The sequence below is a fragment of the Uliginosibacterium sp. H1 genome (genome assembly GCF_036017065.1).
Taxonomy (GTDB): Bacteria; Pseudomonadota; Gammaproteobacteria; order Burkholderiales; family Rhodocyclaceae; genus Uliginosibacterium.
Genome location: NZ_JAYXHR010000001.1, coordinates 1,786,639 through 1,799,753, shown reverse-complemented (window position 1 = coordinate 1,799,753; position 13,115 = coordinate 1,786,639). Strand labels below are relative to the sequence as shown.

Sequence of the window (13,115 nt, the reverse complement as noted above, 5' to 3'; positions counted from 1 at the left end):
AGGGCGTCGCTGAAGCAACCCGGACCGGGCGGTGCAAACCGCCCGGTTTTTTCTTGCCCCGGACTTTTTGTGGCTACGGGTTTGCCCGAAGGGGCAGGTCTTGAAGTACAATGAGAATCAGTCTTATTAACTTGCAAAAATCGCAATAATCATGAATATCAGTAGCGTCCGCAGTCTTCGTTCCGCCGCCCCTGCCGCTGACACGCTGTCCGGCTCTCCGCAGCAACCGACCCGGCTGGCCCTCGCCATCCATGGCGCCCTCGTCGGCCTCGCGCTGGCCGGCGCCGTCGTGCCTGCAGTCGCCATGGCGCAGACCGCCACCACCGCTCCGCGCGCGGACGCCACGCTGCCGGTCGTGACCGTCACCGCCAATTCGCAGGCGGACGGGCCGCACGCCGGCGGCCAGCAGGCACGCGGCGCATCGCTCGGCCTGCTGGGCACCGAAGACAACATGGACGTCCCCTTCAGCGTCACCAGCTACACCTCCGAACTGCTGCAGGACCAGCAGGCCCGCACGGTGGCCGAGGCGCTGATCAACGACGCGTCGGTGCGCCTGACCACCGGTGCCAACGGTTTCGACGACACCTACCAGATTCGTGGCTTCCAGGTGCCGGGCCAGGACGTCGGCTTCAACGGCCTCTACGGCCTGATCTCCCCCAGCCGCGTGCCGCCGCAGATCACCGAGCGCGTGGAGCTACTGAAGGGCCCGAATACGCTCGTCAATGGCATGGCGCCCGGTGGCAGCATCGGTGGGGGCATCAACATCGTCAGCAAGCGTGCCGGCGACACTCCGCTGACGCGACTGACTTTCCTCGGGCAGAGCGCGTCCAACTTCGGTGCGCACCTCGACAGCGGCGCGCGCTTTGGCGACCACAAGGAGTGGGGCATTCGCTTCAACGGCGTCGCGCGTGATGGCGAAGCCACCATCGACAACGGCAACGTGACCAACGGCGTTGGTGCCCTTGCGGTGGACTATCGCGGCAGCAAGCTGCGCTGGTTGCTGGATGCCGTCGTCCAGCGCGATGACACCAAGGAATTCCGCCCGCAGATCAGTTTTGCGAACACCACCACCTACATCCCCGAGCCGCCGGATTCACGCTCCAACTGGTATCCCGGCACCAACCTGCAGCAGCGCGACACCACGGTGGCGACCCGCGTCGAGTACGACTTCACCAACGCGCTGACCGCCTATGCGGCCATCGGCTATCGCGATGGCGAGACCTCGCAGATATTCCCGGTGAGCAGCGGCCTGAATCAGACCGGCAATTTCTCGGTGCGCAATTCGTACTACGACTCGTACACCAAGACCACCAGCGGCAGCGCCGGCGTGCGCTGGAAGTTCGACACATTCGGTGTGGTGCACACGCTGAATCTCGGCGCGACGCTGCTGGACCGCGAAGAAGGCAATGCCTACATCCAGTCCGCAGGCAGCACGAATTCCAACATCTACAACCCCTCGCCGCTGCCGGTCATCACCGCGGCGCGTACGCCTGCCAACAAGTCGGCCGAGACCACGTTGACCAGCTTCGCGATTGCCGACACCCTGTCCTTCGCGCAGGACCGCGTGCTGGTCACCCTGGGCGCGCGCAACCAGAAGGTCGAGCAGCAGGGCTTCAACACGACCACCGGCGCACCGACCACCAACTATGACTCCAGCGCCGTGTCGCCGGTGGTGGGCGTGGTGGTCAAGCCGCTGACGAACGTGTCGGTCTATGCCAACTACACCGAAGGCCTGTCGAGCGGCACCATCGTCGGTGCGCAGTACCTCAACCGTGGCGAAGTGCTGGAACCCTACAAGTCCACCCAGTACGAAACCGGCTTGAAGGTGGACTGGGGCCGCCTGACCACCACCGCGGCGATCTACCAGATCTCCCGCCCGAACGGCATGGCGCTGGGCACCGCGCCGAACCAGGTGTACGGCTACTTCGGCGAGCAGCGCAACCGCGGCCTGGAGCTCTCCGGCTACGGCGAAATCCAGCGTGGCCTGCGCGGCTTGCTGAGCATGGCCTTCGTCGATGCCGAGCAGACCAAGACGCCAGGTGGCGCCACCGACGGCAAGACTGCTGCCGGCGTGCCGGACATGACCGCCTCCGGATCGCTGGACTGGGATACGCCGTGGGCACAAGGCCTCGCGCTGAACACCCGCGTCATCTACACCTCCGGCGCGTACATGAACGCCACCAACACGCTGAAGTTCGACTCCTGGACCCGCTGGGACATCGGTGCCCGCTACACCACGCTGCTGGGTGGCAAGCCGGTGGTGCTGCGCGCCAACATCGAGAACCTGCTCGACAAGGAGTACTGGCTGACGGCGGGCAACTACGTGACGGTCGGTGCGCCGCGCACCTACGTGCTGTCCGCGTCCTTCGACTTCTGAGGCGAGGCGCCTCGTGCGCCGCATGCAGTACGAGTGCAGTGTGAGTGCCACGACGCGCCAGCGCGTCGTGGCATTTTCCGTTAAGGGTCGTCCAGGCTCACCGAGGCCCGGCAAGGTATTTCCCGTTCGCGTTCCGACATGATTGCCATTCCACACCACATCCTCCGCACCGGTGCGCTGCTGTCGCGCATCGTGGCCGCCCTGTTCGGTGGCTATGCGCTGGCCGCGCTGACCAGCGTGGCCACCCTGGCCCTGCCGATGACCGACGTGCAGGGCGTGCTCACCGGCATGCTGGCCAGCTTCATCGTCTACACCTGCGCGGTGATCTGGGTGTTCGCGGTGCGCAGCGCCACGCGAGCCTGGCTCGGCCTGCTCGTGGCTGCCTTGCCGCTGTTGCTGATGGCATGGTCGGTGTGGTCGCGCGGAGGTGCAGCGTGAAGCCGGCGAAGATGGTGAGCGACAAGGCTACGGGCGAGAAGGCCGTGAACAACAAAGCCGCGAACAGCAATGCGCCCGGCATCCGCCAGACGATGTCCGACCTGCATATCTGGACGGGCCTGCTGGTCGGCTGGTTCCTGTATGCCATGTTCCTGACCGGCACCGTGTCCTACTTCAAGGATGAACTGTCGCAATGGATGCGGCCGGAGCTGCCCCGGCAGACCGAAGTGCCGGACCCCGCCGTGGTGGCGCAGCGCATTGCCACGCAGGTGCAGGCCATGGCGCCCGGCACCTCGCAGATGAGCATGCGGCTGAGCGATGCGCGCAACAACTCGGTCAACGTGTTCTGGCGCAAGCCCAACGAGAAGGGCCGTCGCGCTTTCGCGGAAGCCAACTTCGATCCGCGCACCGGCGAGGAGCTGAGCGCACGCGACACCACCGGTGGCGACTTCTTCTACCGCTTCCACTTCCAGTTCCACTACATGCCGGCGATGTGGGGGCGGTGGCTGGCGGGGTTCTGCGCGATGTTCATGCTGGTGGCGATCGTCAGCGGCGTGATTACCCACAAGAAGATCTTCGCCGACTTCTTCACGTTCCGCTGGGGCAAGGGCCAGCGCTCCTGGCTGGACGCCCACAACGCGCTGGCCGTGTTCGGCCTGCCGTTCCACCTGATGATCACCTACACCGGCCTGGTGACGCTGATGGCGATGTACATGCCCTGGGGCGAACGCGAGGTCTTCCGCACGCCGGAACAGCGCCAGGAAATGTCCGCCCAGCTCAGTGCCTTCATCCAGCCGGGCAAGCCGAGCGGCGACGCATTGCCACTGGCCTCGGTGGAGGACATGGTGCGACAGGCGCAGCAGCGCTGGGGGCACTACAACGTCAGCCGGGTGACCATCACCCATCCAGGCGATGCCGCCTCGCGCGTGGCGGTGACGCGTGGCGAGGCGAGCCGCGTCTCGATGAGCCCGCAATACCTGTTGTTCGAAGGCGGCAGCGGCAAGCTGCTGGAGGTGCACGACAGCGTGGGCGCGGCGGCCGAGACGCGTGGGGTGCTGTACGCCCTGCACCTCGGGCGCTTCAGCGATGCCGTGACGCGCTGGCTGTATTTCCTGGTGAGTCTTGCAGGTACCGCCATGGTGGGCACGGGCCTGGTGATGTGGACCGTCAAGCGGCGAACCCGCCTGCCCGACCCGCAGCGGCCGTACTTCGGCTTCCGCGTCGTCGAGCGGCTGAACATTGCCGGCGTGGCAGGCCTGTCGGTGGCGATGACCGTCTTCCTGTGGGCCAACCGCTTGCTGCCGGTCGGCACTGCCGGTCGCGCCGACTGGGAGATCCACGTGTTCTTCATCGCCTGGGCGGCGACGCTGGCCCACGCGATGCTGCGGCCGGCGCGTGCGGCCTGGGTGGAGCAGTTCTACGCCGCGGCAGCCCTGCTGGCCTTGCTGCCGATCCTCAATGCCTTCACCACCGACCGGCCGTTGTGGGCCAGCCTGATGAATGCCGACTGGGTATTCATCGGCACCGATTTCATGCTGCTGGCGCTGGCCGGCCTGCACGCGCTGCTGGCCTGGCGCGTGAGCCGGCATCGCGGCGCGGTGGCGAAGCCGCCGCGCAAGGTGGCACCCGATGCGGCGGACGTCGAGGGAGCACGGGCATGAGTCACCTGTTCACCTTCCTGTTGAGCCTGGCGGGCTTCGCCGCGCTGGCGCTGGCGATGTCGCGCCACCAGCGCGAAGTGTTCGGCAAGGCGCTGGGCGCCATGGCCAGCCGTCGTTGGCGGGTGGCGGGCTGGGTCTGCCTGCTGCTGGCCTTGGCCTTTGTCGTCGCCCGCGAGGGCTGGGGCCTGGGGCTGGTGCTGTATTCCGGCCATACCAGCCTGGCGGCTGCGATCGTGCTGGGAGCGCTGGTGCTGCGCGATCGCCGCGCTGCCGCGCGCTGACTTCCCGGTAGTCTGCCCGCCGGCACCGCACCGGCGGCGCTCTCAGCGCGCCGGCCGCCAGTCGCCCAGCAGCTTGTCGGTGACGTAGCCAGCCGCCTGCGCGTCGCTCAGCTGGCGACGGCGCTTGCCCGGCTTGCCTGCGCCCGGACCGGTGCTCCGGTACTCGAAAAATCGCGCGTCCTCCGGCTGGAAGAACACCCGGCTGCCATCCTTCGCCGTGCCGCCCATCTCGTCCCAGGCATCGGGGGTGATGTGATCGTCCATCCAGCAGCGCACGAACACCGCGCTGCCGATGGCGGCCGGATCGGCGTAGCGACCGTCGGGGAAGGCGGTGGTGGGATGCCAGGGACGGCCCAGCGGCACCGATTGCGGGCCGACGTCGGCGTTCTCCCGCTTCAGGCGGCTGTCGAGAAACACGAAGCCGTGGCTGGTGCTGCGTTGCGTGCTCGGCGCGGTGACGTAGCCGCTGGGTTGCTGGCCGATGCGCGGGCGGCTGACGATGTCGCTGTCCTCGAACACCACGGTGCCGGCGCCGAAAATGAAATCGACATGGCCGAGCACCTCGCTCTGGTAGACGTAGGCACGGCCGGCGTTGGCGAAGAAGGTGTCTTGGTAGCCGATCAGGCGCACCTGCTTCAGGCGGCTGCGGTCGGCGCCCTGGTCCAGCAGCAGCGCCACCGCCTGCGGGTTGCGCAGGCGGGTCTTGTCCTGCGGGTCCTTGGCGAGATTCTTCGGGTAGTCGAAGGCGTTCTCGACGCTCAGGTTCTCCGCCGAGAAATCCGGCGCGCGCACGGTGAGCGTGGCGCTGCCAGCGGTGCCGTACTCGCGCTGGTCGGGGCCGACGGTGCTGGCGGTCGCATCGAAGACCAGCACGGTGGCGTCGCGGCTTTCACCGCGCAGGCTGACGTTCGGCCGGCTGACCGTCAGCTTCTCCTTGTAGTGGCCGTTGCGGACGAAAATGCGCCACGGCCGCCTGCCGTCCGCCGGTGCGGCATCCAGCGCCGCCTGCAGGCGGCTGTAGGTCTTGCTGCCACCGATGGATTCGCCCTGCGCACCCTTGTGGGCGGCGTCCACCACCGCGTCGCTGCCGAATCCACCCATCATGCTCGCGCAGCCCGACAGCAGGGCGAGGCCCAGGCACAGCAGGGCGGCAGAGAGTGTTGGGGAGCGTGTGGGAACGAGGGGGCGGGCAAGGTGCATGACATGGTTTTCCGCGTGGAGGTGGATTGCGTGCGGGGCGTGCGTGCCGGGCAGGGGGCCGGACGAAAGATAGCAAATGCGGCGGCCCCGCCTTGCGCCGGGCCGCCGGACGCACGCCGGCCTTGCCCGCAAAGAAACAGGGCCTGCATGTGCAGGCCCTGTCGGTCAGCGGAATCGGCGTCAGTTGGTGCCGGCCGGCGGCGCGACTTCGCGTTCGATCTTCCAGCGGTTGCCCTCGCGACGGAAGTGCAGCGTCTTGGTGACGTCGTCACTGAGGTCCGGCGAGCGGTAATGCTGCAGGAAGGTCGCGGTGGCGCTGTCCGGGCCGGTGCGCTGCACGCGCACGTTCTCGACCTTCACGTCGATGCTGGACTTGGCCAGGCGCTTGGCACGCAGGGCCCGCCAGTTGTCGCGGTCGGGCAGGGTCGCCGGCTTGAAGGCGTCGGAATAGAAGCCCAGGTAGGTATCCAGGTCGCGTGCAGACCAGGCCGCGGCCCAGGCCTGCACCTGGGCGGCGATGTCCTTGTCCAGCGGATCGACCGGGGCGGCCTGCGGGACCGGGGCCGGCGGCGGGGCGACCGGCTGGGCGGCGGCCGGCGCCAGGGCCAGCTGGGCATTGCTGCTGGTGGTGCGCCCGGCCATCGCGGCGCGGGTGTCCAGTGCGGTCAGTGCCGGCATTTCGGTGTTGCAGCGGGCCAGGTTGTCGTCCGCCTGCACCTTGTCGTCCTCCTGCGGCGGGCCGTCGCTGGTGGTGGGCGCCAGCTCCAGCGCGGTCAGCAGGCGGTGGGTCTGGCCCAGCACGCGGAACTCGGCGATGCGCAGGTCATAACGTGCGCGCACCACGGCGCGACGTGCTTCGAAGAGTTCGTTCTCGGTATCCAGCAAGTCGAGCAGGGTGCGCTGGCCGATGTCGAACTGCTGGCGGTAGGCATCCCGCGCCTTCTCGGTGGACAGGGCGTGCTGCTCCAGGAACTGCAGCTGGTCGCGCAGGCGACGCGAGTCGTTCCAGGCGATGACGGTGTTCTGGCGGATGTCGCGGCAGGCGCGGTCGCGCAGTTCCACGGCGGCGTAGTACTGCTCCTGCGAGGCGCGGATGCGGGCATCGTCGCTGCCGCCGCGGTACAGGTTGTAGTTCATCACCAGCTGGGCCACGGCGTCGGAGTAGGGACCGTTCACGCCCTGGCGGTTGCGCTCGGCGCCGTAGGAGGCGCGGAACTCCAGGTTGGGCATGTTGGCGGCCCGGCGCACGTCGGTCTGGGCGCGGGCGGCCCGCAGGTTGGACACCGCCGCCAGGAACTGCGGGTTGTCGCGCAGGGCGATGGGCAGGACGTCGCGCTCGGCGGGCAGGTGACGGTTGATGTCGGGCACGTCGGCCAGGGCCGGCGGGGATTCACCGACCACGCGTTCGAAGCGTGCCGACACGTCGTGCAGGTTGCTGGTCTCGGTCAGCCAGTTGGACTGGGCGAGCGCCAGGCGGCCGGCGGCCTGCTCCAGGTCGACCCGGCGGCCGACGCCTGCGCGGGTGCGTTCGTCGATCTGGTCGTACAACTCGCGGTGAACCGCCCAGTTGTCCTGCGCCAAACCGGAAAGCTGCCGATAACGCTGTACATCGAGGTAGGCGCGGGCAGCTTCGACGGCGATGTCGTCGGTGCCGGAGAGCAGCTCGTAGTACCGGGTGGCCTTGGTATGGCCGAGGCGGCGGATCTCGCTGGTGGTGGCAAAACCGTCGAACAGCAACTGCCGCAACTGGATGCTGGCGCCAGGGTGGTCGAAGTTGCCGTAATCGACCAGCGGGGTGTCGCGTCGCTCGTAGCCGTAATAGGCCTCGACATCCACACGCGGGCGCAGGCCGCCACGGGCGGCTTGCTGGTCATAACCGGAGGACAGGTAATCGTGAAGGCGGGAGCGGACTTCCGGATTGCGGGACAAGGCCCGTTCGGTGACTTCGGCGAGACCGGCCGCCTGGCTGCCCAGGCTGGTTACGGCAAACAAGACGGCTACATGGATTTTTTTCAGCACACGATTACTCCGCGAGGCACTGCAAATCTGGCGGCCGGCGCAATGATGCGCTTTCCGCAAGGCCGATCATTGACAGATACCAATATCGGCAAAGTGGCTGGGATTCTAACGACGAATTTTCGAGCACCTTTGTCAAATTTCAGTTCCCGCGTGGCGGATGACGCAGGCCGACAGCCTGCAGGGCGCGCCTGCTGATGCGATTGCGCGCGCGGCTGGCCGGTCTGGTTGCGGTACTGGGTATCCTGGTTGCAGGGGCCCAGGACGCCGACCGCATGCTGCGGACGCTGACCACGCGCTATGGCAATGATGCACAGAACCTGTACCGCAACTGGCGCGAACTGGTGGCACAGGGCGGCGGGCAGGCCGACGTGGAGAAATTGCGCCGGGTGAACGATTTTTTCAATCGGCGTATCCGTTTTTCAGACGACACCGTGGTGTGGAGCCAGGTCGATTACTGGGCCACGCCGCTCGAAACCATAGGCCGCGCCGCGGGCGATTGCGAGGATTTCACGATCGCCAAGTATTTCAGCCTCATCGAATTGGGCGTTCCGCCGAATCAATTGCGATTCACCTATGTGCGGGCCCGCATCGGCGCGCCGGACAGCGGAATTACCCAGGCCCACATGGTGCTCAGTTATTACGCCAGCCCCAGCGCGGAGCCGCTGGTATTGGACAACCTGATCGGCGAAATCCGCCCGGCCTCGCGCCGGCCGGACCTTTCGCCGGTATTCAGTTTCAACAGTGACGGCGTATTCATGGCAGGCGCCGACAGGCCTACCAGCCCGGTCGACCGTCTGGCACGCTGGACGGACCTCCTGTTACGGATGAAAACCGAAGGTTACGAGCCGTTGAAATAATTAGAATGAAGAGAAATGCGGGACGTAATTCATGATTTTGTGTGAAATGAAAATATCGCGCATTCCGGCGTGGAGAAAAAAATGTCCTTGTTGACCCGCCTGTGGCTGGCCGTGCTGGCCGCGATGAGCCTTGCGCTCATCGGCAATCTGGTCGTCAGCACCCTGTCGGCGCGCAATTACCTGGAGCAGCAGCTCTACGCACAGGCCAACGACAGCGCGGCCTCGCTGGCCCTGTCGATGTCGCAGCAGAGCAAGGACGCGGCAATGACCGAATTGCTGGTCAGCGCCCTGTTCGATTCCGGCCATTTCGAATCCATCGTCTATCGCGACGTCGACGGCAAGGCGCTGGTGGAGCGCACGAATCGCCAGCCGGTGCCGGACGCGCCCGCCTGGTTCGTTTCGCTGGTACCCCTGCAGGCCCGCGCCGGCAACGCGCTGGTGTCCGACGGCTGGAAGCAGGCCGGCGTGGTCAGCGTGCTCGCCAACAAGCGCTTCGCCTATTCGGCGCTGTGGAAAGGCTCACTGCAGACCGCCGGCATGCTGGCCGTCATCGGCCTGTTGCTCGGCGGCCTGGTCACGCTGCTGCTGCGCTGGGTGAAGCGTCCGCTCACCGACATCGTGCAGCAGGCCGAGGCCATCGGCGAGCGCCGTTTCGTGTCCCTGCCCGAGCCGGACGTGAAGGAGCTGCGCATCGTCGTGCGCGCCATGAACGCCATGGTGGCGCGCGTGCAATCCATGTTCGCCGAACAGGCCGCGCGCATCGACCAGTTGCGCGACGACGCCAATCGCGACGGCCTGACCGAGCTGCCCAACCGCAACTACCTGATGGGCCGCCTGCGCGAAGCCCTGGTGGACGAGGGCGACAGCAATGGCGGCACCATCCTCATGCTGCGCATCCTCGACCTCGCCGGGGTGAACCGCCGCTTGGGCCGCGAACGTACCGACGCGCTGATCAAGGCCTGCGGGCAGGAACTGGGGGAAGCCGCGCGCAGCTATCCGGATTCGGTCGCCGCCCGCCTCAACGGCGCGGACTTCGCCTTGCTGCTGGCCGACGGCGACCCGGCCAATGCCGAACACATCGCCCGCAAGTTGCTGGACGCCATGGACGACCTGCACCGCCGCGAATTCACCGACCGCAAGCCGGTGGTGGCGGTGGGCTGGACCACCTTCCGCAATGGCGAGCCGGTGGCCGACGTGCTGTCCCGTGCCGATGCCGCCCTGATGAGCGCCGAAACCCTGCCGGTGCCGCTGGCCGGTGGCGGCCCGGCGGCAGGCTCGCAGGTCAGCGGCGGGGCGCTGGCCTGGCGTGCGCTGATCGACCGCGCCATCGAGACCCGCAGCTTCGAGCTGGCGACCTACCCGGTGGTCCGCACCGACGGCAGCCCGCTGCACCAGGAGGCGATGCTGCGGTTGAAGGGCGAGGACGGCAAGCTGATGTCGGCCGGCCAGTTCATGCCTGCTGCCAGCCGCTTCGGCCTCACCGGCCAGCTCGACCTGCTGGCCATCGAACTGGCTATCGGCTGGCTGGAGCGCAATCCCGGCGACATGGCCGTGAACCTCTCGCCCTTGTCGCTGGAGAAAGACAGCTTCCTGGTGTCGATGAAGGACCTGCTGGGCTTCGCCGGCCCGCGTGCCAGCCGGTTGTGGTTCGAGGTCAGCGAACGCGGCCTTGGTGATGCCCACGGCGTGGAATCGATCGCCGCGCTGTCGCGTGTGCTGGCAGGCCACCAGTGCAAACTCGGCATCGAGCACTTCGGCCGCCACTTCGCCGCCATGCCGCAGTTGTACGCGCTGAGCGTCGATTACCTGAAACTCGACGGCGGCTTCGTCGCCGGCATCGACGTGAACGACGGCAACCAGCGCTTCGTGAAGGCCGCGGTGGACGTGGCGCGCAGCCTGGACATCAGCGTCATTGCCGAGCGCGTCGTCACCGAGGCCGAATGGCAGACGCTGGGCAAGCTGGGCGTCGCCGGCCTCACCGGCCCGGCGGTGACGCGCAAGGCGGGCTGACGCGCAGTTTGAAAGCAAGGCGCGGGCTGCAGGCTGGCCCGCGCAGGCGCACATTGCACACACCGTCAAAGGAGTGCTGCAATGTTCCCGCCCATGAGTACCCCCGCCAATAATCCCACCACATCCCCGCCGTCCGTTGTCACCACGGCTGCCTCGATATCGGACGAGGCGCGCTGGCGCGCCGTCTGCGAGCGCGCGCCCGACGACAGTTTCGTCTTCGCGGTGCGCAGCACCGGGATCTACTGCCGGCCTTCCTGCCCGGCACGGCGACCGCTGCGCAAGAACGTCGCGTTCTTCGACGACGTGGCCGCGGCGCGTACGGCTGGTTACCGTGCCTGCCGGCGTTGCGACCCCGACGGCGCCGGCTTGCAGGGGCGGCACCGCGAACTGGTGCTGCGTGCCTGCGAGACGATCGCGGCAGTCGACAGCCTGCCCTCGCTGGACGAACTGGCGCGGCAGGCCGGCCTGAGTCGCTATCACTTCCACCGCGTCTTCAAGGAGATCGTCGGCATGACGCCGCACGCCTACGGGCGCGCGTTGCGCAAGCAACGTGTCGGCCAGGCCCTGAGCGAGGCAGCCAGCGTGACCGACGCCTTGTATGCCGCCGGCTTCAATGCGCCCAGCCGCTTCTACGAGGGGGCGGCCGACAGCCTGGGCATGGCGCCTGCCGTCGCGCAGCGTGGCGCACCGGGCGAGACGATCCGCCATGCGGTGGTGCCCAGCCCGCTCGGCCCGATGCTGGTGGCGGCTACGGCGCGTGGCGTGTGCGCGGTGGAGTTCGGCGATTCCGCCGACGCTTTGCTGCGCGGGCTGGGCCAGCGCTACCGTGCGGCGACGCTGGTAGCGGGCGATCCGCAGTTCGCCGGATGGGTGCAGCAGATCCTGCAGCATCTGGCCGAGCCCGGGCAGGCTGGTGCACTGCCGCTGGACGTTCGCGGCACGGTGTTCCAGCAGCAGGTATGGCGCGCGCTGCAGCAGATTCCGCCGGGCACCACATTGAGCTACACCGAACTGGCGGCACGGCTGGGCAAGCAGGAAGCCGTGCGCGCGGTGGCCCGCGCCTGCGCGACGAACGAAGTGGCGGTGTTGATTCCCTGCCACCGCGTGTTGCGCCGGGACGGCCAGCTGGCGGGCTACCGCTGGGGGCTGGCGCGCAAGGCGGATTTGCTGCGGCGGGAAGCTGCTGCGCGTGCGCAGCATGAGGGCGACGAATGCGTCCGCGAAGGCATCGATGCGCGCGCCGGCAACCGTAGCGACGAATGTAACGACGAATCTGACGACGAATGATGGATGCCCGCGGCGAGGACACGGACCTCTGCATCGAGACGCTGCCGGCCGGGCAGGTTGTCGCGTGGCGCATGGCTTTGCCGGCGGTGTACCGGTTCGACGATGCGCGCAGTTTTCACGGCCGCGACCTGGAGTGCGTGGCCGAGCAGGTGATGCCGGACGGATTGCACAAGGCGTTCGTGTGGCGCGGCGCAGCGGTGCATCTGGCGATCCGCCTTCGGGCATCGGACGGCGTGGGCGAGGCACTGTGCGATGCGAGCGTCACGCCGGCGGTGGCCGACCCGGCCGGCTTGGTGGCGGTCGCGCGCGGCCTGCTGGGCCTGCAACTGGATGTGGCGGCCTTCGTTCGCGCCGTGGCGCCGGACGCGCACCTCGCCGCACTGGTCGCGCAACGACCCGGCCTGCGCATCCCGCAATGCGCGACGCCTTTCGAGGCGCTGAGCTGGGCGATCACCGGGCAGCAGATCAGTCTCGCCGTGGCGATCTCCCTGCGCCGCAAGTTGATCCGCCTCGCCGGCCGGCCACTGGATGGGCAGCGTCACTGCTACCCCTCGGCGAAAGACGTCGCCGCCTTGCGTGCCGAGGACCTGCGCGCCGTCGGTTTTTCCACCGCCAAGGCGGCGACCCTGGTGGAGGTGGCGCAGCGCGTGGCGGACGGGGCCTTGCCGCTGGACGCATGGCTGGGCGATGCGCTGCCGGCGGACGATATCCGCCAGCGCCTGCTGGCGTTGCGCGGCATCGGGCCGTGGACGGTCAATTATTGCCTGCTGCGCGGCTTCGCCTGTGCCGATGCGTCACTGCACGGCGACGTGGCCTTGCGCAAGGCCCTGCAGCATTTGCTGCAGCGGGACGAGAAGCCAGGCATCGGCGAGACCGAGGCGTGGCTGCAGCAATTCTCGCCCTGGCGCTCGCTGGTGGCGGCACACCTGTGGGCCAGCCTGTAGCGCCTCGCGCGGCAGCGCCATGAAAAAGGGCCGCTTGCGCG

The 13,115-nt window shown here is 67.8% G+C and carries 10 protein-coding genes; 8 read left to right on the top strand and 2 right to left on the bottom strand.

Translation table 11 applies throughout. The features are described 5' to 3' along the window. The first annotated feature begins 151 nt into the window (after window positions 1–151). From VVD47_RS08120 to VVD47_RS08105, 4 genes are all read left to right on the top strand, one after another. Complete coding sequence (locus VVD47_RS08120) at window positions 152–2,377, top strand: TonB-dependent receptor (RefSeq protein ID WP_327602900.1); 2,226 nt, start codon at window positions 152–154, stop codon at window positions 2,375–2,377. 138 nt (window positions 2,378–2,515) lie between these two features. After that, complete coding sequence (locus VVD47_RS08115; protein ID WP_327602899.1) at window positions 2,516–2,815, top strand: DUF3649 domain-containing protein; 300 nt, start codon at window positions 2,516–2,518, stop codon at window positions 2,813–2,815. Then, complete coding sequence (locus tag VVD47_RS08110; RefSeq protein ID WP_327602898.1) at window positions 2,812–4,476, top strand: PepSY-associated TM helix domain-containing protein; 1,665 nt, start codon at window positions 2,812–2,814, stop codon at window positions 4,474–4,476. The genes VVD47_RS08115 and VVD47_RS08110 overlap by 4 nt, the downstream gene beginning before the upstream one ends. Next, on the top strand, window positions 4,473–4,757 hold the full coding sequence (locus tag VVD47_RS08105; protein ID WP_327602897.1) for a DUF3325 domain-containing protein: 285 nt from the start codon (window positions 4,473–4,475) through the stop codon (window positions 4,755–4,757). Before VVD47_RS08110 ends, VVD47_RS08105 begins: the two co-directional genes overlap by 4 nt. A gap of 42 nt (window positions 4,758–4,799) precedes the next feature. On the opposite strand, the gene VVD47_RS08100 is transcribed toward VVD47_RS08105, so the two are convergent. Next, window positions 4,800–5,957 (bottom strand): pectinesterase family protein, encoded by a 1,158-nt coding sequence (locus tag VVD47_RS08100; protein WP_327602896.1) that lies wholly within the window; start codon window positions 5,955–5,957, stop codon window positions 4,800–4,802. A gap of 180 nt (window positions 5,958–6,137) precedes the next feature. After that, on the bottom strand, window positions 6,138–7,949 hold the full coding sequence (locus tag VVD47_RS08095; protein WP_327602895.1) for a TolC family outer membrane protein: 1,812 nt from the start codon (window positions 7,947–7,949) through the stop codon (window positions 6,138–6,140). A 221-nt stretch (window positions 7,950–8,170) separates the two neighbouring features. Between VVD47_RS08095 and VVD47_RS08090 the strand changes: the two genes are divergently transcribed. The 4 genes from VVD47_RS08090 (at window position 8,171) to VVD47_RS08075 (ending at window position 13,074) form a co-directional block, all read left to right on the top strand. Then, a complete protein-coding gene (locus VVD47_RS08090) occupies window positions 8,171–8,833 on the top strand; it encodes a transglutaminase-like cysteine peptidase (protein ID WP_327602894.1) in 663 nt (220 codons plus the stop codon). 81 nt (window positions 8,834–8,914) lie between these two features. Continuing rightward, entirely contained in the window at window positions 8,915–10,843 is a 1,929-nt protein-coding gene (locus VVD47_RS08085) for a bifunctional diguanylate cyclase/phosphodiesterase (protein ID WP_327602893.1), read from the top strand. Window positions 10,844–10,936: 93 nt separating this feature from the next. Continuing rightward, window positions 10,937–12,130 carry a bifunctional DNA-binding transcriptional regulator/O6-methylguanine-DNA methyltransferase Ada gene (ada, locus tag VVD47_RS08080; RefSeq protein ID WP_327602892.1) on the top strand — a complete coding sequence of 398 codons (1,194 nt, stop codon included), beginning with the start codon at window positions 10,937–10,939 and terminating at the stop codon, window positions 12,128–12,130. Further along, window positions 12,127–13,074 (top strand): DNA-3-methyladenine glycosylase 2, encoded by a 948-nt coding sequence (locus tag VVD47_RS08075; RefSeq protein ID WP_327602891.1) that lies wholly within the window; start codon window positions 12,127–12,129, stop codon window positions 13,072–13,074. The genes ada and VVD47_RS08075 overlap by 4 nt, the downstream gene beginning before the upstream one ends. Window positions 13,075–13,115 lie beyond the last annotated feature (41 nt).

Bases quoted from the DNA above. Each gene is read 5' to 3' on its own strand.
- VVD47_RS08115 (WP_327602899.1), top strand. From the start codon at position 2,516: ATGATTGCCATTCCACACCACATCCTCCGCACCGGTGCGCTGCTGTCG.
- VVD47_RS08100 (WP_327602896.1), bottom strand. From the start codon at position 5,957: ATGCACCTTGCCCGCCCCCTCGTTCCCACACGCTCCCCAACACTCTCT.
- VVD47_RS08085 (WP_327602893.1), top strand. From the start codon at position 8,915: ATGTCCTTGTTGACCCGCCTGTGGCTGGCCGTGCTGGCCGCGATGAGC.
- VVD47_RS08120 (WP_327602900.1), top strand. From the start codon at position 152: ATGAATATCAGTAGCGTCCGCAGTCTTCGTTCCGCCGCCCCTGCCGCT.
- VVD47_RS08105 (WP_327602897.1), top strand. From the start codon at position 4,473: ATGAGTCACCTGTTCACCTTCCTGTTGAGCCTGGCGGGCTTCGCCGCG.
- VVD47_RS08075 (WP_327602891.1), top strand. From the start codon at position 12,127: ATGATGGATGCCCGCGGCGAGGACACGGACCTCTGCATCGAGACGCTG.
- ada (WP_327602892.1), top strand. From the start codon at position 10,937: ATGAGTACCCCCGCCAATAATCCCACCACATCCCCGCCGTCCGTTGTC.
- VVD47_RS08090 (WP_327602894.1), top strand. From the start codon at position 8,171: ATGCGATTGCGCGCGCGGCTGGCCGGTCTGGTTGCGGTACTGGGTATC.